General features: G+C 62.0%; 20 protein-coding genes. 12 read left to right on the forward strand and 8 right to left on the reverse strand.

All coding sequences use genetic code 11. The annotated features are described in order from the left end of the window. Nucleotides 1-17 precede the first annotated feature (17 nt). Nucleotides 18-272, reverse strand: a complete 255-nt coding sequence (locus IH615_RS04945) for a hypothetical protein (RefSeq protein WP_291360292.1) — start codon at nucleotides 270-272, stop codon at nucleotides 18-20. A 335-nt stretch (nucleotides 273-607) separates the two neighbouring features. Between IH615_RS04945 and IH615_RS04950 the strand changes: the two genes are divergently transcribed. Beyond that, entirely contained in the window at nucleotides 608-2257 is a 1650-nt protein-coding gene (locus IH615_RS04950) for a hypothetical protein (RefSeq protein WP_291360293.1), read from the forward strand. A gap of 138 nt (nucleotides 2258-2395) precedes the next feature. On the opposite strand, the gene IH615_RS04955 is transcribed toward IH615_RS04950, so the two are convergent. Further along, nucleotides 2396-3613, reverse strand: coding sequence for a hypothetical protein (locus IH615_RS04955; RefSeq protein WP_291360294.1), 1218 nt, complete (start codon nucleotides 3611-3613; stop codon nucleotides 2396-2398). A gap of 781 nt (nucleotides 3614-4394) precedes the next feature. On the opposite strand from IH615_RS04955, the gene trbB reads away from it, so the two are divergent. From trbB to IH615_RS05010, 11 genes are read left to right on the forward strand one after another with little or no spacing between them, the layout of a single operon-like run. After that, nucleotides 4395-5336: a P-type conjugative transfer ATPase TrbB gene (trbB, locus tag IH615_RS04960; RefSeq protein ID WP_291360399.1), complete on the forward strand. Its 942-nt coding sequence runs from the start codon at nucleotides 4395-4397 to the stop codon at nucleotides 5334-5336. After that, complete coding sequence (locus IH615_RS04965; protein ID WP_291360295.1) at nucleotides 5333-5665, forward strand: TrbC/VirB2 family protein; 333 nt, start codon at nucleotides 5333-5335, stop codon at nucleotides 5663-5665. Before trbB ends, IH615_RS04965 begins: the two co-directional genes overlap by 4 nt. Next, the gene (locus IH615_RS04970; protein WP_056260222.1) at nucleotides 5665-5928 is read left to right on the forward strand and encodes a VirB3 family type IV secretion system protein; all 264 of its coding nucleotides are present in this window, start codon (nucleotides 5665-5667) and stop codon (nucleotides 5926-5928) included. Before IH615_RS04965 ends, IH615_RS04970 begins: the two co-directional genes overlap by 1 nt. A gap of 9 nt (nucleotides 5929-5937) precedes the next feature. Then, the gene (gene trbE, locus IH615_RS04975) at nucleotides 5938-8409 is read left to right on the forward strand and encodes a conjugal transfer protein TrbE (RefSeq protein ID WP_291360299.1); all 2472 of its coding nucleotides are present in this window, start codon (nucleotides 5938-5940) and stop codon (nucleotides 8407-8409) included. Next, nucleotides 8406-9185, forward strand: a complete 780-nt coding sequence (gene trbJ / locus IH615_RS04980) for a P-type conjugative transfer protein TrbJ (RefSeq protein ID WP_291360301.1) — start codon at nucleotides 8406-8408, stop codon at nucleotides 9183-9185. The genes trbE and trbJ overlap by 4 nt, the downstream gene beginning before the upstream one ends. Before the next feature lie 19 nt (nucleotides 9186-9204). After that, nucleotides 9205-9474 (forward strand): putative entry exclusion protein TrbK-alt, encoded by a 270-nt coding sequence (gene trbK-alt / locus IH615_RS04985; RefSeq protein ID WP_291360302.1) that lies wholly within the window; start codon nucleotides 9205-9207, stop codon nucleotides 9472-9474. A 3-nt stretch (nucleotides 9475-9477) separates the two neighbouring features. Next, on the forward strand, nucleotides 9478-10833 hold the full coding sequence (trbL, locus tag IH615_RS04990; RefSeq protein ID WP_291360303.1) for a P-type conjugative transfer protein TrbL: 1356 nt from the start codon (nucleotides 9478-9480) through the stop codon (nucleotides 10831-10833). Next, nucleotides 10830-11519 (forward strand): conjugal transfer protein TrbF, encoded by a 690-nt coding sequence (gene trbF / locus IH615_RS04995; protein ID WP_291360304.1) that lies wholly within the window; start codon nucleotides 10830-10832, stop codon nucleotides 11517-11519. The genes trbL and trbF overlap by 4 nt, the downstream gene beginning before the upstream one ends. Continuing rightward, complete coding sequence (gene trbG / locus IH615_RS05000; protein WP_291360305.1) at nucleotides 11516-12505, forward strand: P-type conjugative transfer protein TrbG; 990 nt, start codon at nucleotides 11516-11518, stop codon at nucleotides 12503-12505. Before trbF ends, trbG begins: the two co-directional genes overlap by 4 nt. Next, on the forward strand, nucleotides 12502-13671 hold the full coding sequence (locus tag IH615_RS05005; protein WP_291360307.1) for a TrbI/VirB10 family protein: 1170 nt from the start codon (nucleotides 12502-12504) through the stop codon (nucleotides 13669-13671). The genes trbG and IH615_RS05005 overlap by 4 nt, the downstream gene beginning before the upstream one ends. Next, nucleotides 13668-13901, forward strand: coding sequence for a DUF2274 domain-containing protein (locus IH615_RS05010; protein ID WP_291360309.1), 234 nt, complete (start codon nucleotides 13668-13670; stop codon nucleotides 13899-13901). Before IH615_RS05005 ends, IH615_RS05010 begins: the two co-directional genes overlap by 4 nt. A 215-nt stretch (nucleotides 13902-14116) precedes the next feature. On the opposite strand, the gene IH615_RS22220 is transcribed toward IH615_RS05010, so the two are convergent. From IH615_RS22220 to IH615_RS05035, 6 genes are all read right to left on the reverse strand, one after another. Further along, nucleotides 14117-15154, reverse strand: a complete 1038-nt coding sequence (locus IH615_RS22220) for a LysR family transcriptional regulator (RefSeq protein ID WP_366484783.1) — start codon at nucleotides 15152-15154, stop codon at nucleotides 14117-14119. Beyond that, nucleotides 15151-15807, reverse strand: coding sequence for an acyl-homoserine-lactone synthase (locus tag IH615_RS05020; RefSeq protein ID WP_291360312.1), 657 nt, complete (start codon nucleotides 15805-15807; stop codon nucleotides 15151-15153). The genes IH615_RS22220 and IH615_RS05020 overlap by 4 nt, the downstream gene beginning before the upstream one ends. 77 nt (nucleotides 15808-15884) lie before the next feature. Beyond that, complete coding sequence (locus IH615_RS22225) at nucleotides 15885-16622, reverse strand: LuxR family transcriptional regulator (protein WP_366484785.1); 738 nt, start codon at nucleotides 16620-16622, stop codon at nucleotides 15885-15887. 90 nt (nucleotides 16623-16712) lie between these two features. After that, complete coding sequence (locus IH615_RS05025; RefSeq protein WP_291360314.1) at nucleotides 16713-17573, reverse strand: D-amino-acid transaminase; 861 nt, start codon at nucleotides 17571-17573, stop codon at nucleotides 16713-16715. 160 nt (nucleotides 17574-17733) lie between these two features. After that, nucleotides 17734-18600 carry a PfkB family carbohydrate kinase gene (locus IH615_RS05030; protein ID WP_291360315.1) on the reverse strand — a complete coding sequence of 289 codons (867 nt, stop codon included), beginning with the start codon at nucleotides 18598-18600 and terminating at the stop codon, nucleotides 17734-17736. A gap of 150 nt (nucleotides 18601-18750) precedes the next feature. Then, nucleotides 18751-19497, reverse strand: coding sequence for an SDR family NAD(P)-dependent oxidoreductase (locus tag IH615_RS05035; RefSeq protein WP_291360317.1), 747 nt, complete (start codon nucleotides 19495-19497; stop codon nucleotides 18751-18753). Between the last annotated feature and the right edge of the window lie 90 nt (nucleotides 19498-19587).

Consider the following 19587-nt stretch of genomic DNA (forward strand, 5'->3'; position numbering starts at 1 on the left):
GATCTTTAATTTATCGTTCAGCGAATAGGGTCGATCGTCACCGATAGCGGTTTGATCTTGGATGTCGGTATGCGGCGGTTGCCCGATGCTGTCGTTTCGATCAGCCCCAAAGCCTCCATCTTGCCAAGCGTGCGCAGGAGATTCGGCTGCGCCCGCTTGCTGATGCGCGCGAGGTCGGCCACCCATTGCGAATGTTTAGTGAGAAGGCGGAGCAGCACCTCGGCGGATTCAAAACTGGTCCATGCGGCATCGGCTGGCGCAGGTTTCGCCACGAGCCACAGCCTTCATCTGCTCCCGCAAGTCCTTGAGCCTTCGACTCTTCACTTCGCCAATTTCTCACTCCTGTCTTCTACATCGACGACGTTCAGCGAAATTCCGTGCGCTCCTATTACGCGCTCGACCTCGTCGAAGAAATCATCCACCAGCTTTTCCGCGCTTCGAAGCTGCAGGGCCGTCCCAAATCAACTTCCGGTCTACTTGCATTCGCGATTATCAAACGCTTGACGCCTCAGCGAGGGTAAACCTCAACGCACAATCGAAAACCTTCACTTCAAACTGCAGAGGCCTATATCCGTTGAGCAACGAAGCTTGAGGGATTTCACGGAGCATGCCTGTACTAACGCCAGACCTTCTTTTCGCTCATGCGGATTCCCCTAAATTTCACGCCACCACAAAGGCTCATGGGCTCTACAGCACGTTCGAGTTTGTGCTGCGCCTATCCCCGCGGGTGCATAGCGCCATCGCGGGGCTCACGCCTGGTATCACCACCGGAGTGTCGTTTGAACAACTGCAGGCTATGTCCACCTATGTACACGAAACAGTCCATTGGTGGCAGCATATCGGTTCGACCTATGGATTCATCCTCGGGCTCAACTACCCGGTTCAAACACACTGCGTTGTCGGGAATCTGAAAAAACTTGTCGTCAAGGCCGGTTTCAAGAAGTCCGTGCTGCAGCATTCTGCTCTGCTGAACGCGTTGGGCCCCAAAGGCGTCGATACGCCGGCGGGCATCAGCAACATTATCGTCAACAACCATTTCGACCTCGAAGTCTTCCGCGCCTACACGCTGGGCCCTCGCTGGGTGGAGCCGATCGTACAGCAACCACTCTTCGAGGCCGTGGGTCACGCACTCAACATGACCTACGGACAAACACTGTACGTGCTTGGAACAACAGTCGATCCCACGTTCTCGGCAGTGCCAAATCCCGACCAATGGCAGGAGGGTTTTCGAAAGCTCCGGGCTGACAAGGCGCCCGGCTATCACTACGAGCAAAGCGTGGAGCTTTGGGAGATCGGCGCCGAGGAAATATTCGAAGGGCAGGCCCGTTTCATCCAGATTCAATATCTATTTCAAGCGAGCGGAAAAGCGGCGCAATGGAAGGATTTCGCGGACCTTGGCATGCTCGACGGCGTCTATGTGCGGGCGTTTCAATCGTTCCTGAACGGGACGGAGTCCGAATGGCCGGATCGTATCGACGATCCTTTGGTCGGCCTCTTTTTGCTCATTTGCGACATGGCTATCAATCCGGGCTCGGGGTTCCCATTTCCCGTACAGCCCTTCTTCGAGAGTTTCATCACGGACGTAAATCCGGGCTCTCGCTTCATGATGCTATGTCGTATTGTCTCCCTGAAGCATCCGGACCTAAAGCGTGCCATTAAAGAGTATACCCGCGAGGAGTACGAGGCGGTCACAACCATCCTCTCAAAGGCGATGGTCGACCGTCCGCCGCTCGAGAGTGCACAGTTGTTCTCGCAATGGTTTGCACCTACCGGGCCGTTGTCGTCGCTTCGCCGGCAGTACGACACTTACCAGTTCCAGCCGATGAACTACGTTATCGGGCATCTCTTTGCTCACTTTCTGGCGTTCCAGGAAGCCAAGTTTGCCCATCCGGAATTTTTCTGCTGGGCAGGGATGTGGATGGCAGGCGACCAGGTCTCCCAAATCCAAGCTGACCTTTTCGAAAAACATGGCGCGATCTTCGTCGATAAGGAGGAAGACGACGGTGTCTTTCCCCGCCTGCGACGCGACCATGCGGAGAGCGTCGTCCACAGCACCTATCAGAAGTTCTACGACAATACCGTTGGCTATGATCTGGTCGGACAATGGATCAGGCAGCCTGGTCCCTTTAAATACGACCTGTCCTGGCTCTCAGCCAATGCAACGAGAGCCGACATGGAAAGATATATGCGCGAAGGTTTTCAGTCCGCGTTCGGACTAGATCCTGCGGACGCGGAAATACTCCCCTCGTCTTCCTGAGAAGATCTCTTGAGAGTAATCGAGGACGGCAAGTCCGATCCGCTGCTGAAGATCTATGCTGCTGCGGTGATCGTAGATCAGGTCGACCTCAACCGGCCACCGACTCTGGATGCCAGCTACACCTTCGATGTCCGGCGCTCAATAATCCATGTTGGCGTGCATCATGAATTCGTGGCCCCAGCGGTCCAGAAACTTTTCGAGGTCCGCCTCGGTGCCGCTGATCGCGGCATGGTACTCCTCGATCTGTTCGCGGTCGTAGGATGGGTCGACACCAGCGTCCATGAGGCGATGCGGGCGTTCAAGTGGACCGGTGGTGAGCAGTTCATCAAGCCCGTCAAATATGGCGCAGACGTCGGCGTGCGCCTCCTGCTCGATCGGAATGAAGGAGAACCGGACGCTGTTTCCGAACCTGCTGAAATTGGTAGGGATGGCCCCGATGTGGGGGAGGTGGAAGAAGATCGAGCCACCATCGTTTTCGAAACCGCCATGCGCGAACGGATTGCGGATGCGTTCCTTGATGTCCCGCATCTTGCCGAGTGGTTCTGCCGAGAGGGACGCGTCCGAAACGATCAGATTGAGCTTCGCGTCCCATTTGCTGCCGAGGAAATCGAGCAGTTCTCCCTCCGCCAAGGGTTTTCCACTGAACGCCCGCAGAAGGACGAGTCTGTGCTCTAGAAGGCTGAAATACGCATCGACCATCGCCGTCGAATAATAGAAGCCTTTTTGATTGGCCCGCGTTGATCGATTAAGGTCCAACACCATGTCGCTCATGAACGACTTCGCCGTTTCCTCCGCCGCGACTTCTCCTTCCTTCGCCTTTCGCTTTTTGGGCCTCTTCTTCGCCTCCGCATAGGCCTTGTCGGCCATTTCGCGGAAGAACCTATAGCGGCTTTCGAACTCGCTAAAGCGGTTGGCGATCGACGCCTCACCGAGCGACACCTGGTGCTGCGCGATGGGTGCAAGGAACGTCTCCACGTGCCTCAGGGCAGTCTTCAGTTGATTGACGAGCCGCTGCCGGTCCTTCGCCTCACCACCCTCCATGCCTATGGCGAAGCCGAATTTTCGAAGCTCGAGGATGACCGGGAGGCCCTTGAAACTCCCGTACACGGTCCATCGCACCTTCTCGCCATGTCCTGACCACTCCCATCCCATGACATTCCTCATCATGAACAGCACGAGGTCTGGTACGGGGAAGTCGCTCTTGTCGGGCTTGGAACTAGCGATGTCGTAACGGGATTGGCCTTCCGGAAACTTCTTGGAGAAGCCGGCAAGAGCCTTCGTCACGCGCAGCTTCATGATTTCGAACGGATCGCTTGATGACACGATCGGGGCCTCTTCCGTAGCTTGCTCGTCCAAGGGCTTTTGCGCTGGCGCCAGATTATGTCAGCCTCGCACGCATGGCCGGAAAGCTTCAAGGTGCGCTTCTCCGATGGGCACTCATCGGGCCCATCCAGGCCAATCGAGGTCGCCGGTTTCCTCATGCGCTCCATTCTTGAATTGCACTAGGTGTTGCGCAAAACCCCTCATCGCATCCCGCGGACAACCGTAATGAGGTGCATTGCGGCAGATGGCTGAAGACCATAAAAGTCTTTTCAGCAGGCGCTAAGTCGCGCCTAAAGCAGCCGTTGGGATGCGGCTTCGGGGCGCCTCAAAGCTTCATCAGCTAAACTTGTATCGCTGCGCCACAGCTGACATGCCCAGCGCGGCGAGCAACGTGCCGGACGAAGGAGACGTTTGGAAGGCCAAGGCTGGCCAGGCCAAGCCCGCCACCCGCCAAGGGCGAGGCTGAGGGCAACTGGCGAAGGCTCACTACTATGCCACTCGTTGACGTCTGCTTCGCCGCCTGCCCGCTAGACTGGCTTTCCATCGGATGGTCCGGCGATGTCTCCTTTTGGGAATGCGCGAAGGTTCGCGTAATGACCGTAATGGGGCGCGTTGTCGTCGTAGCGGTTTCACCGTTTCCCTGTAATTCCACGCCAAGCTACGATGACCTCTAGCGGCTTGTTGCGTCTCGCCCGCTCGTGCCTCTTCTACTTGTCCCCGATCCAGGGCCGCGCGTCGTGCGGGCCCACAGCGGAGTGGGGACGACGTGGTGATTTCTTCAGGACAATCGGCGGCCGTCGAACGCGGAACGCGCATGCTGCGCACCGCGCTAGGTCCGGCCGTCGCTCGGTTCTTGGAAGACCCCACGATCGTCGAGGTGATGCTCAACCCCGACGGGCGGCTCTGGGTCGACCGGCTGACCGAAGGCCTCGCGGATACCGGCGAGCATCTGACGCCCACCGATGGCGAACGCATCATCCGCCTCGTGGCGCATCATGTCGGCGTCGAGGTTCACGCCGGTTCGCCACGAGTTTCCGCGGAGCTGCCGGGAACGGGGGAGCGCTTCGAGGGCCTTTTACCGCCGGTCGTGGCGGCTCCCGCCTTCGCCATTCGCAAGCCTGCAGTCGCCGTGTTCACTCTAGGGGACTACGTGGACGCCGGCATCATGTCGGCTGCGCAGGCCGACGTTCTGCGCCAGGCCGTCACTGGGCGGCAGAACATTCTGGTTGCCGGTGGAACGTCCACCGGCAAAACCACCCTCACCAACGCCCTCCTCGCTGAGGTCGCCAAGACGGCCGATCGCGTGGTGCTCATCGAAGACACGCGCGAGCTGCAATGCACCGCACCCAACCTGGTGGCGTTGCGGACTAAGGATGGCGTGATCTCCCTGTCCGATCTCGTGCGCTCGTCGCTGCGGCTTCGACCCGACAGGATTCCGATCGGCGAGGTTCGCGGGCCCGAAGCTCTCGACCTGCTCAAAGCTTGGTCGACCGGACATCCCGGGGGCATCGGCACCATTCACGCTGGATCCGCCGTGGGTGCCCTTCGGCGCCTCGAGCAGCTCATCCAGGAGGCTGTCGTCACAGTGCCCCGCGCCCTGATCGCCGAAACCATCGACGTCATCGCCGTGCTCTCCGGCCGCGGGACGGCCCGGCGCCTCGTCGAACTCGCCCATGTCACCGGGCTCGGGGCCAGCGGCGACTACGAGCTCTCCCCTGCCCTCACGTCCCCCGAACCCACTGGAGCCTCCGTATGAACCTGACAATCCTCCGCGCCCGTCCACGGATCGCTGGCACCGCGCTCGCCGCATCGCTCAGCCTCATGGTGACCCAAGCCGCTTATGCCGCCGGATCGTCGATGCCCTGGGAAGAGCCCTTGCAGCAGGTTCTCGAATCCATCGAGGGGCCCGTCGCCAAGATCATCGCGGTGATCATCATCATCGCCACCGGTCTGACCCTTGCCTTCGGCGACACATCTGGTGGCTTCCGCCGCCTCATCCAGATCGTCTTCGGTCTCAGCATCGCCTTCGCAGCTTCGAGCTTCTTTCTCTCCTTCTTTTCCTTCGGCGGCGGAGCGCTGATCTGATGGACGAGCCCGTCCCCGGATTTACTGCCCCCCTCCATCGCGCCCTGACTGAGCCCATCCTACTTGGTGGCGCCCCGCGCGCGGTCGCCATCCTCAATGGCACGCTGGCGGCCGCGCTCGGCCTCGGCCTGCGGCTTTGGCTCGTCGGCATCGTGCTTTGGGCCATCGGCCATCTGGCCGCCGTCTGGGCGGCACGGCGCGATCCGCTCTTCGTCGAAGTAGTGCGCCGACACCTGCGCATCCCCGCCAATCTCAATGTCTGAGGCACCGCGATGATGAACCTCGCAGAATATCGCCGCACCGGGGCCCGGCTCGCCGACTATCTTCCTTGGGCCGCTCTCGTCGGCGAGGGTGTCGTCCTCAACAAGGATGGCAGCTTCCAACGCTCGGCCAGATTCCGCGGCCCGGATCTCGACAGTTCCGTCCCCGCCGAACTGGTCGGCGTCGCCGGCCGTCTCAACAATGCCTTCCGGCGTCTCGGCTCCGGCTGGAGCATCTTTGTCGAGGCCCAGCGCCACGAGGCGGCGACCTATCCGGGGAGCACCTTCGAAGATGCGGCATCGGCGCTGATCGACGCCGAACGCAAGGCCGACTTCGAAGAAGCCGGCTCGCATTTCGAGTCGAGCTACTTCCTCACTATCGTCTATCTGCCGCCGGCAGAGGACACGGCCCGCGCGGAAAGCTGGCTCTACGAAGGCCGCGAGCAGAGCGGGGTGAACCCGTGGGAAACCCTCAAAGGCTACGTCGATCGCACCAATCGCGTGCTCGCCCTGCTCGACGGCTTCATGCCCGAATGCCGCTGGCTCGATGATGCGGAGACGCTGACCTATCTACATTCGACCATCTCGACCCAACGCCATCAGGTCCGCGTCCCCGAGACGCCGATGTATCTTGATGCGCTGCTGGCCGACCAGCCGCTCGCCGGCGGGCTCGAGCCACGCCTGGGCAACGCCCATCTGCGCGTCCTCACCATTGTCGGTTTTCCCGCGACGACCACGCCCGGCATCCTCGATGAACTGAACCGGCTGGCCTTCCCCTATCGCTGGTCGACCCGGGCCATCCTGCTCGACAAGACCGATGCCGCGAGGCTGGTGACGAAGATCCGCCGCCAGTGGTTCGCCAAGCGCAAGTCCATTGCCGCCATCGTCAAGGAGGTGCTGACCAACGAGGCGTCGGTTCTGGTCGACAGCGACGCCGCCAACAAGGCGACCGATGCCGATCTCGCACTGCAGGAACTCGGCGCTGACTATGCCGGCGAGGCGTATGTCACCGCGACGGTCACCGTCTGGGACGCAGATCCCCGCGTCGCCGACGAGAAGCTGCGGCTGGTCGAGAAGATCATCCAGGGCCGCGACTTCACCGGCATGGTGGAAACCATCAACGCGGTCGACGCCTGGCTCGGCACCCTGCCCGGCCACCTCTACGCCAACGTGCGCCAACCACCCATCAGCACGCTCAATCTCGCCCACATGATCCCGCTTTCGGCGGTGTGGGCGGGGCCGGAACGGGACGAGCATTTCCAGGCACCCCCACTGCTCTATGGCAGGACGGAAGGCTCGACCCCGTTCCGGTTATCCCTTCATGTCGGCGATGTCGGCCACACCCTGGTGGTCGGTCCGACCGGCGCCGGAAAGTCCGTGCTCCTGGCCCTCATGGCCTTGCAGTTCCGCCGCTACGACAATGCCCAGATCTTCGCCTTCGACTTCGGCGGCTCGATCCGCGTCGCCGCCCTCGCCATGGGTGGCGACTGGCACGATCTCGGCGGCGAGCTCACGGATGGCACGGACGCATCCGTGTCGGTCCAGCCACTCGCCGGTATCGCCCACACACCGGAGCGCGCCTGGGCAGCCGACTGGCTCGTCGCCATCCTGATGCGGGAAGGCGTGACCGTCACGCCCGAGGTCAAGGAGCACATCTGGACGGCGCTGACCTCACTCGCCTCGGCGCCACTCGAAGAACGGACCATCACGGGCCTCACCGTGCTGCTCCAATCCAATGATCTGAAGCGCGCTCTTCAGCCCTATTGCGTCGGGGGGCCTTATGGCCGCTTGCTCGATGCCGAAGCGGAGGCGCTCGGCCAGGCGCCGGTTCTGGCCTTCGAGACCGAGGGCCTGCTCGGCACCGGTGCGGCACCGGCCGCCCTCGCCTACCTGTTCCATCGCATTGCTGGACGCCTCGACGGACGGCCGACACTGGTCATCGTCGATGAGGGCTGGCTGGCACTCAGTGATCCGGGCTTCTCCAAGCAACTTGCCGAATGGCTGGTCACGCTGCGCAAGAAGAATGCCAGCGTCATCTTCGCCACCCAATCGCTGGCCCAGCTCGAAAAGAGCACGATTGCGGCGGAGATCATCGACTCCTGCCACACCCGCATCCTGCTGCCGAACGACCGCGCGATCGAGCCGCAGATCACCGCCATCTATCGGCGCTTCGGTCTCAACGACCGCCAGATCGAGATCATCGCCCGGGCCACGCCCAAGCGGGACTATTACGCGCAGTCCCGCCGCGGCAATCGTTTGTTCGAGCTCGGCCTCGGCGACGTGGCGCTCGCGCTCTGCGCGGCGTCCGCCAAGTCCGATCATGCCCGGATCGAAGAGGTGCTGACCGAACACGGACGCGAGGGCTTTCTCGATGCCTGGCTGCGCGCCCATGGCCTCGTCTGGGCGGCCGATCTCATCCCCGATCTCACCAATCTCTCTGCCCCAGCAGCGGCAGCTCACCCCAACACGGAGATTTTCCCATGACCCGACTTCGCACGCGCTTACGCGCCATCCTTCTTGCTACCACCGTGCTCTCAGCACCTTTGGCCTTATCCCCCATCGTCCTCACACCCGCCCATGCCCTGTTCGGCTTCGGCGACATTGTGTTCGACCCGTCCAACTATGCCGAGAACATCGTACAGGCGGCGCGGGCGCTCGAGCAGATCAACAATCAGATCGCCTCGCTTCAGAACGAGGCCCAGATGCTGATCAACCAGGCGCGCAATCTCGCGAGCCTGCCCTACTCGTCGCTCCAGAAAATCCAGCAGTCGGTCCAGCGCACCCAACAGCTCCTTGGGGAGGCGCAGCGGATCGCCTTCGACGTCCAGCAGGTCGATCAGATCTTCTCCCAGCAATACGCCAACATGGATCTCACTGCATCCGACCAGCAGCTTGTCGAACTGGCGCGCGAACGCTGGGGCAACACCGTCGGCGCCCTGCAGGACGCCATGCGGGTCCAGGCCGGCGTGGTCGGCAATATCGAGACCCAGCGTGCCGAGCTCTCCAATCTCGTCGGCGAAAGCCAGGGCGCGACTGGCGCGCTTCAGGCGACCCAGGCTGGCAATCAGATCCTTGCCCTGCAAGCCCAGCAGCTCACCGATCTGACGGCACTGCTCGCTGCCAATGGCCGTGCCGACGCGCTGTCGGCCGCAGAGCAGGCCGCCGCGGCCGAACAAGGCCGCGAGCAGCGGCGCCGCTTCCTCGAGCCCGGTGCCGCGTATGAGCCTGGCAACGCCCAGATGTTTTCTGGCGGCAACTAGCTGACCGAAGGGGGTGATCATGGACGGATGGGTTTTCGCACGCCTCGCAGCGGTCGTCATTGTCGCCCTCGCCGTCACTGCCGCGGCGATCCAACTCGCGCGAGATGACCAATCGACCGGCCCGCAGCCGTCTCCACCCCCCGTAGCAGAGACGCCACGCACTGATCCCATGCGCGAGACGCTCCAACGCTGCCGGCAGAAGGGCGAGGCCGCAACCCGCGACACTGAATGTCTCGCCGCATGGGACGAGAACCGCCGCCGCTTCCTTTCACCGTCAATAGGGAACTAAGCCATGGAAGGCGCCGGCGTCATCGATCGCTTCCTCGAGGTCTTCACCTCTTATATCGACAGCGGCTTTGGCCTCCTGGGCGGCGAGGTGGCATTCATTGCCTCGACGCTGATCGTCATCGACGTCACGCTCGCCGCCCTGTTCTGGGCCTGGGGCGCTGACGAGGACATCATCGCGCGCCTCGTCAAGAAGACGATCTTCGTCGGCGTCTTCGCCTACCTCATCGGCAACTGGAACAGCCTGGCCCGCATCATCTTCGACAGCTTTGCCGGGCTTGGCCTGATGGCGTCGGGAACCAGCTTCTCGGTCGACGATCTGATGCGCCCCGGCCGCGTCGCCCAGACCGGGTTCGATGCCGGCCGCCCACTGCTCGAAGCGATCGCCGAGCTCTCCGGCTACTGGGCCTTCTTTGAGAACTTCCTCCAGATCATTTGCCTCCTGATCGCCTGGGTTCTCGTCCTGCTCGCCTTCTTCATCCTGAGCATCCAGCTCTTCGTTACCCTCATAGAATTCAAGCTCACCACGCTTGCCGGATTTGTCCTGATCCCATTTGGCCTCTTCAGCCAGTCGGCCTTCATGGCCGAGCGTGTCCTCGGCAACGTCATTTCCTCCGGCATCAAAATCCTGGTCCTTTCCGTCATCATCGGCATCGGCTCGACCCTGTTCGGCGAGTTCACTGCCGGCTTCGGCGGCGAGCAGCCGACCATCGACGATGCCATGGCCATCGTCCTGGCAGCGCTCTCGCTGCTGGGCCTCGGCATTTTCGGGCCTGGCATCGCCAACGGCATTGTGAGCGGTGGTCCGCAGCTCGGTGCGGGCGCCGCGGTCGGAACCGGCCTTGCGGTTGCCGGTGCTGCCGTCGCCGCGGGCGGCGGCGCCATATTGGCCGCGAAAGGCGGACAGGCAGCCCTGTCGGCAGGCGCCGCCGCCACACGTGGCAGCGGGGCACTCGCAGGCGGCGCATCTGCCGCCTATTCGCTGGCCTCGGCCGGCGGATCCGGTCCAGCTGGCGTTGCCGCGGGCCTTGTCGGTGTGGCACGTGCCGCCGGCGGCGCAGCAGCCTCCCCGCTCAAGCGCGCGGCATCGCGCGTCTCCGAAAGCCTCGGCTCCTCCTTCGATTCCGGCGGCAGTTCCGCAATCGCGGCCACCGGCGGCTCGTCCTCCATGGGCACCGTCGGCGGCACCTCCGATCCGTCTGCATCGCCCGCTTCAGCCGCCACCCCACCGGCCTGGGCCCAGCGCATGCGCCACAGCCAGTCCATGAGCCATGGCGTCACCGCCGCCGCGCACGCCGTCCGCTCTGGCGACAACCACGGTGGTGGCGCCTCCGTCAGCCTTTCCGAAAGAGACCGCACATGACCTTCTTCAAGCGACCGGCCGCCCATTACGGCAAGATGCCGGAACCCGAAACACCCTACCAGCGCGCTGCCCAGGTATGGGACGATCGCATCGGCTCCGCCCGAGTGCAGGCGCGGAACTGGCGGCTCATGGCCTTCGGTTGCCTTATCCTCTCGGCCGGCTTCGCCAGCGCCCTTGTCTGGCAGTCGGCGCGCGGCACGGTGGTGCCCTGGGTCGTGGAAATGGATGGCACGGGCGAGGCCCGCGCGGTCGAACCGGCGGTCGCCGACTATCGGCCGACCGATCCCCAGATCGCCTTTCACCTGGCGCGCTTTGTCGAACAGGTCCGCTCGATCTCCGCCGATCCCATCATCGTCCGCCAGAACTGGCTGCGGGCCTATGAGTTCACGACCGACCGCGGTTCCGTGGCACTCAATGATTACGCGCGCTCCAATGACCCGTTTACGCGCGTGGGCAAGCAGCAAGTCAGTGTCGAAGTCTCGTCGGTCATCCGGGCTTCGCCGGACTCGTTCCGCGTCGCCTGGACGGAACGCCGTTACGAGAACGGCCAACTTGCCGGCACTGAGCGCTGGACCGCCATCCTCACGGTCGTGATCCAACCACCGCGCGACGCCGAGCGCCTGCGCCGCAACCCGCTCGGCGTCTTCGTCAATGCCATCAACTGGTCCAAGGAGTTGGGGCAATGAGCCAGCCAACGAACCCACAAGCCGCAAATCCGGCTTTCCGTAAATCCGTCTCCACGATCGGGGTGCTGCTGCTGTCCACCGTGACGCTCGCGGCCTGCGCCACGGCGCCGAAGCCGCCGCAGATCAGCTACGACGCCAATGTTCCGCCCCTGCCAGCCGTTGCGGTCAGTACAGGTGACGGTGCGCCCCGCCCCATTCTGGTGCCGCCGAGCTGGACCCCTACCAAGGGCGGCGATCCCGCCACCACGCCAGTCGGCCGGGTCGAGAACGCCAACATCGCGGCGCGGGTCGAACCACGCAAGGACGGATACTACAACGCCATCCAGGTCTATCCGTGGAGCGAAGGTGCCCTCTTTCAGGTCTATGCCGCCCCTGGGCAGATCACCGACATCGCGCTCGAACCCGGCGAGAGCCTGACCGGCGCCGGTCCGATCGCCGCCGGCGACACGGCCCGCTGGATCATTGGCGACACCGAGAGCGGAAGTGGAGCGACTAAGCGCGTCCATGTGCTGGTTAAGCCGACGAGAACCGACATCACCACCAACCTGGTCATCACCACGGACCGGCGCACCTATCTGCTTGAACTGCGCTCTGGTGAGAACCCCTATATGCCGGCCGTCGCCTGGGCCTATCCTCAGGTGGCGTCCCAGCGCCCGATCGTCCCCGCCACTCCCACCATTCCCGCCGTCGCCGCGCGCAACCATCGCTATGGCCTTACGGGCGACGCCCCGCCATGGCGGCCGGTTTCCGTCTATGATGATGGACGGCGCGTCTACGTGGAATTCCCGCGCGGCATTGTGCAGGGCGAGATGCCACCGATCTTTGTGATCGGCGCGGATGGCCAGCCCGAGATCGTCAACAGCCGCGTCTACCAGAACATCCTCATCGTCGATCGGCTGTTCGGTGCCGCGGAGCTGCGGCTCGGCAGCGGCAACGGCCAGCAAACCGTGAAAATCGTGCGCACCGATGGGAGGCCGTCGTCATGAGCGAGACCGACACCGGAACGGCAAGCGCGCCGTCAGCTACGAAACCGGACCTCGCCATGCGGCTGCGGCCAGAGGCCCCGCGCGTAACCCGCGTTTCTCGCCGTGTCCTCGCTGGCGTGGGTCTGGTTGCGGGCCTCGGCATTGGCGGCGCCCTGATCTACGCGCTTCAGACCTCTGACCGGCAGTCTGGCGGGGAAGAGCTCTTCACCACTGATCACAGGCAGACGGCCGATGGCTTGGAGGAGCTACCCGCCGATTATAGTGGCGTTCCGCAACTCGGTCCTCCCCTGCCCGGCGACCTCGGCGGTCCGATCGTCCGCGCGCAAGAGGACGGTCGCGGCGTCCCAGTCGAGATCGTTCCGGTGCCACAAGCTGACCCTGCAGAGCAGCGCCGCCTCGCCGAGATGGAAGCCGCACGAACCAGCGAGCTCTTCTTCCAGACTCGTGCTCCGTCAGAGTCAGGTCTCCCGACTTTCCCCACGCTTGGTGGCTCGACATCAGGCATCGGCGCTGCCGGGTCGGAGAATCCACAGCTCGCCTTCCTCAACGCCGACGTCGATCGCCGCACGGTGGCTCAAGACCGCGTGGCCGCGCCGGCGTCGCCATTCGTGCTACAGGCGGGATCGGTGATCCCTGCGGCGCTGATCACCGGCATCCGTTCCGACCTCCCCGGCCAGATCACCGCACAGGTGACCCAGCACATCTATGACAGCCCGACCGGGAGCATCCTGCTCGTCCCGCAGGGCACGAGGATCATCGGTGAGTATGACAACGGCGTCGCCTTCGGACAGCGCCGCGTCCTGCTCGTCTGGAACCGGCTGATCTTTCCCAACGGGCGATCGATCGTCCTTGAGCGTCAGCCTGGCGCGGACACCCGGGGTTATGCCGGCCTGGAAGACGGCGTCGACTATCACTGGAGGGATCTGATGAAAGCAGCCGGCCTGTCGACGTTGCTCGCCGTCGGCGTGGAGTTGACGATGGATGACGACGACCGGCTCATCCAGGCCATCCGCAGCGGCGCCCAGGATACCATCAACGACGCCGGTCAGCAGATCGTCCAGCGTCAGATGCAGGTCGCCCCGACGCTTACAATCCGGCCGGGATTTCCGGTTCGGGTGATCGTCACCCGCGACCTTGTTCTCGAACCTTATGGAGCAGGCCAGTGACCAAGCTCAAGCTCGGCGCCATACCCGACGACAAGCCCATCAAGGTCACGGTGGAGCTTCCGGCCGCGCTGCATCGCGATCTCGTCACCTATGCCGAACTGCTCTCGAGTGAGACGGGACAGCCTATCGCCGACCCGGTTCGCCTCGTCGTTCCGATGCTAGAACGCTTCATTGCAACGGACCGGGGTTTCGCGCGGTCGCGCAACTCTCCGGGCAGATCATCCCCGTGAACCTGCGCCTTGGACCGACTGGGCCAGATTTTCTTCAGCAGAGCCGGGTCTTTTATGTTGTTCAGCGCCCTCGAGCGAGATTGAGAGGAGGCGTCTCACAGCCTCTTGTCGGCTGACGTAACCAGGCTGGCCCGCGATCCACAAGTCGATCTGAGCGATCAAGTCCTCGGTCATTCGGACCGTGATGCGGTTCTCCACTTGAACTCTCTCCTGTCCTACTTCTCGGTCGCCTGACGCACAGTGATCGGACGTGCCTCTCTAGCGAGGTTGACTAGGCGCGTCACAGACGGGTTAGCGGTTGGTGACCCCCAGATGGCGTGGATCGGGAAGGTATTCTCATCCGCGATTGGAATGAACACGACACCATCCGGCGCAGCGTGAGGAAGATCCCTGATCGCCAGCGTTGCACCAAAGCCGCGGGCCACCATGTTGATGAGATCGCACTGTCCAACCCGGAGCAATCGCTGATCCAGTTTTGCGTCCAGTTGGCGCTGAAGGTAGTCCGCGAGTGCGGGACCCAAGCCTCCGGCACCAAGGATGAACCGTTCTGCCCGAAGTTCCTCGAGCAGCACCGTCGGGGCATCTGCAAGCCGATGCGACTTCGGAAGGACCGCGACAAGCCGCTCGTCTCGCACGTGCAGCGATTGCGCTGGGCCGTTGCCGGGAATGGTGCTGACAAAGGCAACCTCCGCTTTGCGCTGTTGCACCATCATGGCGCAGCCGCTGCAGGTTCCTTCCACTATCTCCAGCGCCACGCCAGGGTGTTCATCCCGCAGGCGTTCGAACGCGTCGGCAAACAAGAGAAATGGTACGCTCGCCGCGACGGTGACTTCTCCATGCTCACCACGTTGCATTGCCCCGATCCGCTGGGTGGCTCGCTCGAGGTGATCAAATCCCAACGCAGCTTCCTGGAGAAAGCGCTCACCCGCAGGTGTCGGACGAATCCCAGCATGGCTGCGCTCGAACAGTGGCCCTCCGACCCGATGCTCGAGAGTTCGTACGCCTCTGCTTACTGTGGACTGCTGAATGTTGAGCGCCGCTGCCGCCCGTCGGAAGCTTCCGTGCTCGGCAGACGCCAGAGCGTAGCGGAACAAACGGAAATCAAGCATCCAAATCGCCTCCTGCGGCTCATCCCACCGGCGTGGGTGTGCGAGAACGTCACTTGAGAGCGCGTTCGGGTCACGCCGACCCGACCGTTGTTTCGTTGACCACAGGTCGCCCGGCCACGACAGCGACCTGAGTAAACGGCTCATGCTAGTCTGGTCGCCTGGGGCTGAAACCCGCCTTGAGAGAGCACGCGCTCTGGCAAGCCGGCTTTGTTGCCGAGGCGGCGGCGCATGGCTCCAGAAATCTCGAAAAGGCCGGCATAAGTCATAGTTTGCCCAATCCTCGCGGGGGCGCCGATTACCTCATATGGACAATCGACAGTCCTAAAGATTCGAGCCATCCGAGCGTCGAACACTGAGACGATGTGCTCGACCCCCGCCAATTGCGCTGCCTCCACCAGTCCGCAGAGCAGTTCGACAGTAGTTGTGTTGATGACTTGGTTGGGATCCTGACGCGCCGATCCGACTACCAGATTTGGGTTGATGGCAAAGCGCGAGCTTTCCCAAATCAAAGGACTTTCAACGGTTCCGTCGGGGACGAGAACCGAGAACACATCCCTCAGCATATTGGGACCCGTCGTTGGGAGAAGCCGAACGGCGCCCTTCAGCTCCTCCGTCACCTGATCGACGCAGAGGAGATAAAGGGGATCCTCGTCATCAAACCGATCGATCTCTTTGCCGTCAGCGACCGTTACCTCCCAGCCCAGCCGGCTCGCGAAAACCGCAGCTCGCATGCGAAACATCTGATCGAACAATTCGGGGTATGCGTGGCGGTCGACACCTTCAATGGCCAATATCATGCCTGTCTCCTCGTGGTGAAACGAGGCAAGACGTACGGCGCAGTCCGTCGGTCGAGTATCCGGTCAAAGAGCCGGGTTTAAGGGAGGTCGAAGAGTAGGCCAGACTTAAGGGCTATCGAGACTGCGTGGGTGTTGCTCGACGCTTCGAGCTTGTGCCGCGCGCTCTCCAGGTAGCATCGCACAGTATGGGGAGACAGTCCGAGTATCATGCCGCACTCCCAAACCGTCTTGCCCTCGGAAGTCCATTGCAGACACTCGATCTCCCTACGGGAGAGACGCAGTTGCGGACGAGCAGCGCCTTCGGTGCGCAGCACTGCATCGTGTAGATGTGACGCAATGATTGGAAACTGTCGGAACGCGGTACGGCGAGCCCACTGCCATTCGCGCTCACTGAAGTCGGCTGTAACGGAGAAAAGTGCTCTATCCCCACTGTGGCCGTATACCGGAAATGACATTCCTTTCCGACCGAGTCCGAACTCCGTTGCCTCACCGAAGAACCTGCGAAGAGACTCGTCTCCTCCCCCAAACTCGGTCCAATCTATGGGAAGAAGGCGTCTCAGACCCGTCTGAATGACCGGGTCGATCTTGACATAACCTTTGGTGCGATAGTGATCGACCCAAGCCGAGGAGTAGGTAACAGCGAGGTAAGGCTCGCGCCGTGGGAGCCTCCGATCGAGCGTCCCTGTCCCGAGATAGGCAACGGTCTTCATCCCGTATGCCGCGCTGACACGTCCGAGGAGATCGGGAATTTGATCGGCGCGCCGGACCTCAGCGATCTCGGCAAGTGTCTCGTCAACCCGCATCAATGCGGCCATCCGCTGTGGTGGCCTGGGGCATTTCGCCTGGATAGCTCAAATGCCAAAAGAGAGGGTTGGTCGCAGCCAACCAGGGCGCCCAAACGCACATCATGGCAGACCGCCAGACCTTGCCAACTCGACATATAGTGCCTGAAGCTTTTGGGTCACCGGTCCAGGTTTGCCGTCAGCGATGGGATGCCCGTCCACCGATATCACCGGTACCAAGAAGGTCGAGGCACTTGTCGTAAACGCCTCGCGTGCGGAGTTGACCTCTTCGAGAGCAAACGCTCTCTCTTCAACGGTTAGGTCCAGTGATCTGGCGATTTCCAGTACGGATTGTCGGGTTATCCCTCCCAGTAAAGCATTTGATACAGGCCGTGTAACAAGTGCCCCTCCCGCCGGCACCATAAAGATGTTGCTCGATCCCCCCTCGGTCAAAACCCCGTCCTCGTGGAACCAAACCTCCTGCGCACCTTCGTCCGCGGCAAACCGCTTGGCCATGACTGCCGCGGTAAGTGCGATAGATTTGATATCCCGGCGTTGCCAGCGAAACTCAGCCGTTGTGACAGCTCGAACACCGTTTCGGGCATTGATCGAACCAACGATGTCCTTGACCTGGGTAAACATGACTGTTGTCGGCAGGAGAGCCGGCGACGGGACTGCGAAGTCACGTTCGGAGGCACCGCGAGTCACCTGCAGGTATACCACCCCCTGGTCCAAATCATTCTCTGCAATCAATTCCCTCTGAAGAACGGTCCATTGCTCACGGGAGTAGGGGTTCGGGATGCTCAGTTCAGCAAGCGACCTGAAAAGGCGCGTCAGGTGTGCGAGATTATCGACGAGCCTGCCGTCCAAGACGGCCGTGACTTCATAAACTCCGTCCCCGAAAGTGAAACCCCGATCAGTTATCGGTACTTTGGCATCCTCGAATGGGATCAGTCGACCGTTCAAAAATGCGACGCATGACATGATCGTTCATGTTCCTGGAGTTGGTCGAGTTTATTCACTTCAAGAAGCTTGGCTGCGAGCGCGCCCCGGCAACCTCTGGGATTTGGACCGGCCAAAATTTCGCCAGTGAGGATCGGGGCGGCACGTCACCAACCGACCACAAAGCCGGCCACCGTTAGGCCTACGTCCTGGCCACTGCGCTACGGGGCGGCAGGTCATCTGGCGGAGTATCAAAAGCGATGCCATGGCCAAACCCGCCCATGATGGTGCAAATTTCCGCGGCATTGCTTGCCCCGGCCTCGAGAGCACGGTCGACATCAGAAGATGTGCACCACTCCAGCAGGAACCCCGTGGCAAACCCGTCACCGGCGCCCAGGGTATCGACCACAGTCACGGGCTTCACCCCCGCGGAGTAGACCTTGCCGTTGTGGACTGCGAAGGAACCCGCCCCGCCTCGTGTTCCGACGGCTATTCCTGAGCCCGCCGCGGTCCATTTCTGCAGGATCTGAACGGCCTCGTGGGCGTCGAACTCGCTTAGGGATAGGAACGCGACATCCAGGTGGCCCGCCAAATGCTGCAAATGGTCATCATTCCAACGGTTCGACAGATCGTAGGATAGCAACCTGCATCTGTTCGCCATCAGCGGGACGTACCGGTCCAATCCGCTGAAAATGCTTGTGTGCACGACTTCAAACGACGACATGAAGATGTAGTCGTCCTCCGTCAGGGTGATGTCTCGGGTCACTCCTTTTCGAGAGCCCAGGAAATGTCGGTCCCCACCGTCGTGGCCGACGAGCGAACATGCGTTCTGCCCGTGGGAACGGCGACAGTGCGACAGGTCGACCTTCTCCTCCATCAGCGCGCGATAGATCAACTCGCCATATGCATCGTAGGATACACATCCCAAGTAGGACGAAGGCTTACCCAACCTTGCCCACATCGCTGCGACGTTGACCGTGTTTCCTCCCGGAAACATGAGGCCCTTGTCCACATACACATCGACGGTGTTATCACCGATGCCCAAAAGCCGAGGCACAGCGTTCCGCATCAAAATCCCCTTGGCTCCCTCTGGAGCGTTTCAGCACTAAGCGACAAGATCGCCGGTCGCATCTGAGAGCCCTGAGCCTTGCAGGTCCGCATCGAGCCCAAAATCGCTACGGCATCCGATCGGCGCGGGTGCGCCGATCGAAGCTGGTTCTTATATTCCGGACTTCAGATTGCCCGTCCCGGGTAGTGGCTTCATATGTTGGGACGTTAGGTTGGCGTCGAGGATGTACACATGGTCGGGGCGCGTCACTATGAACGCGACATACTCCGCGACATCCTGGGGCTGCAGCAGTTTCGCCTGGTCGTCGTCGTGGTTCTCGGAACGCTGCTTCGTCGCGACGGCACCCGGGAGGACTGCCGTCGCCTTGACGTTGAAGGCAACCCCTTCGTTGTCCGTCGTCTCGGTGAAACCCAATGCCCCGAATTTGGAAGCGGAGTAAGCACCGAACTTAGCTCTGGCAGCCTTCCCGGACCTCGACACGATGTTGACGATATGGCCTTGGCGCCGATCGCACATGTGTTGGAAGAATGCCTGGGTGCAAAGAAAGGTGCCTTTGAGATTGATTGCCATCATCCAATCCCAATCCTCTTCCTTGATATTGGGAATGGCGTTGTGGATGGCGACCCCGCCATTGTTCACCAGGATGTCTACGGCCCCGAACCGCTCCAAGGCAGCCGTTGCCATGCGTTCCACTTGCGCCTTGTACTGGATGTCGGTCTCGACTGGCAGTGCATCGCGACCCAGCGCCCGAATCTCGGCCGAAACCGCTTCGATCTCGCCAAACTCCGGCGCGGCCAGGACAATGTTTGCACCCTCCCTGGCGAGTTCCAACGCGATCGCCCGTCCAATCCCCCGTCCGGCCCCCGTTATGACTGCAGTCTTACCGTCCAGTTTCATTGCGGCTCCTCCTGGCTGACATTAGGAATTTCTTGCTCTGCAGCCTCGCCGCAGGTGCATGTTTAGTTGGTGGTGCAGATACGGAAACGC

Origin of the sequence: Devosia sp. (assembly GCF_014860165.1) — a bacterium.
Classification (GTDB): domain Bacteria; phylum Pseudomonadota; class Alphaproteobacteria; order Rhizobiales; family Devosiaceae; genus Devosia.

Coding starts and splice junctions, on each gene's coding strand:
- IH615_RS04950 (WP_291360293.1), top strand. CDS start 608: ATGCCTGTACTAACGCCAGACCTTCTTTTCGCTCATGCGGATTCCCCT.
- trbB (WP_291360399.1), top strand. CDS start 4,395: ATGCTGCGCACCGCGCTAGGTCCGGCCGTCGCTCGGTTCTTGGAAGAC.
- IH615_RS04965 (WP_291360295.1), top strand. CDS start 5,333: ATGAACCTGACAATCCTCCGCGCCCGTCCACGGATCGCTGGCACCGCG.
- IH615_RS04970 (WP_056260222.1), top strand. CDS start 5,665: ATGGACGAGCCCGTCCCCGGATTTACTGCCCCCCTCCATCGCGCCCTG.
- trbE (WP_291360299.1), top strand. CDS start 5,938: ATGATGAACCTCGCAGAATATCGCCGCACCGGGGCCCGGCTCGCCGAC.
- trbJ (WP_291360301.1), top strand. CDS start 8,406: ATGACCCGACTTCGCACGCGCTTACGCGCCATCCTTCTTGCTACCACC.
- trbK-alt (WP_291360302.1), top strand. CDS start 9,205: ATGGACGGATGGGTTTTCGCACGCCTCGCAGCGGTCGTCATTGTCGCC.
- trbL (WP_291360303.1), top strand. CDS start 9,478: ATGGAAGGCGCCGGCGTCATCGATCGCTTCCTCGAGGTCTTCACCTCT.
- trbF (WP_291360304.1), top strand. CDS start 10,830: ATGACCTTCTTCAAGCGACCGGCCGCCCATTACGGCAAGATGCCGGAA.
- trbG (WP_291360305.1), top strand. CDS start 11,516: ATGAGCCAGCCAACGAACCCACAAGCCGCAAATCCGGCTTTCCGTAAA.
- IH615_RS05005 (WP_291360307.1), top strand. CDS start 12,502: ATGAGCGAGACCGACACCGGAACGGCAAGCGCGCCGTCAGCTACGAAA.
- IH615_RS22220 (WP_366484783.1), bottom strand. CDS start 15,154: ATGAGCCGTTTACTCAGGTCGCTGTCGTGGCCGGGCGACCTGTGGTCA.
- IH615_RS05020 (WP_291360312.1), bottom strand. CDS start 15,807: ATGATATTGGCCATTGAAGGTGTCGACCGCCACGCATACCCCGAATTG.
- IH615_RS22225 (WP_366484785.1), bottom strand. CDS start 16,622: ATGGCCGCATTGATGCGGGTTGACGAGACACTTGCCGAGATCGCTGAG.
- IH615_RS05025 (WP_291360314.1), bottom strand. CDS start 17,573: ATGTCATGCGTCGCATTTTTGAACGGTCGACTGATCCCATTCGAGGAT.
- IH615_RS05030 (WP_291360315.1), bottom strand. CDS start 18,600: ATGCGGAACGCTGTGCCTCGGCTTTTGGGCATCGGTGATAACACCGTC.
- IH615_RS05035 (WP_291360317.1), bottom strand. CDS start 19,497: ATGAAACTGGACGGTAAGACTGCAGTCATAACGGGGGCCGGACGGGGG.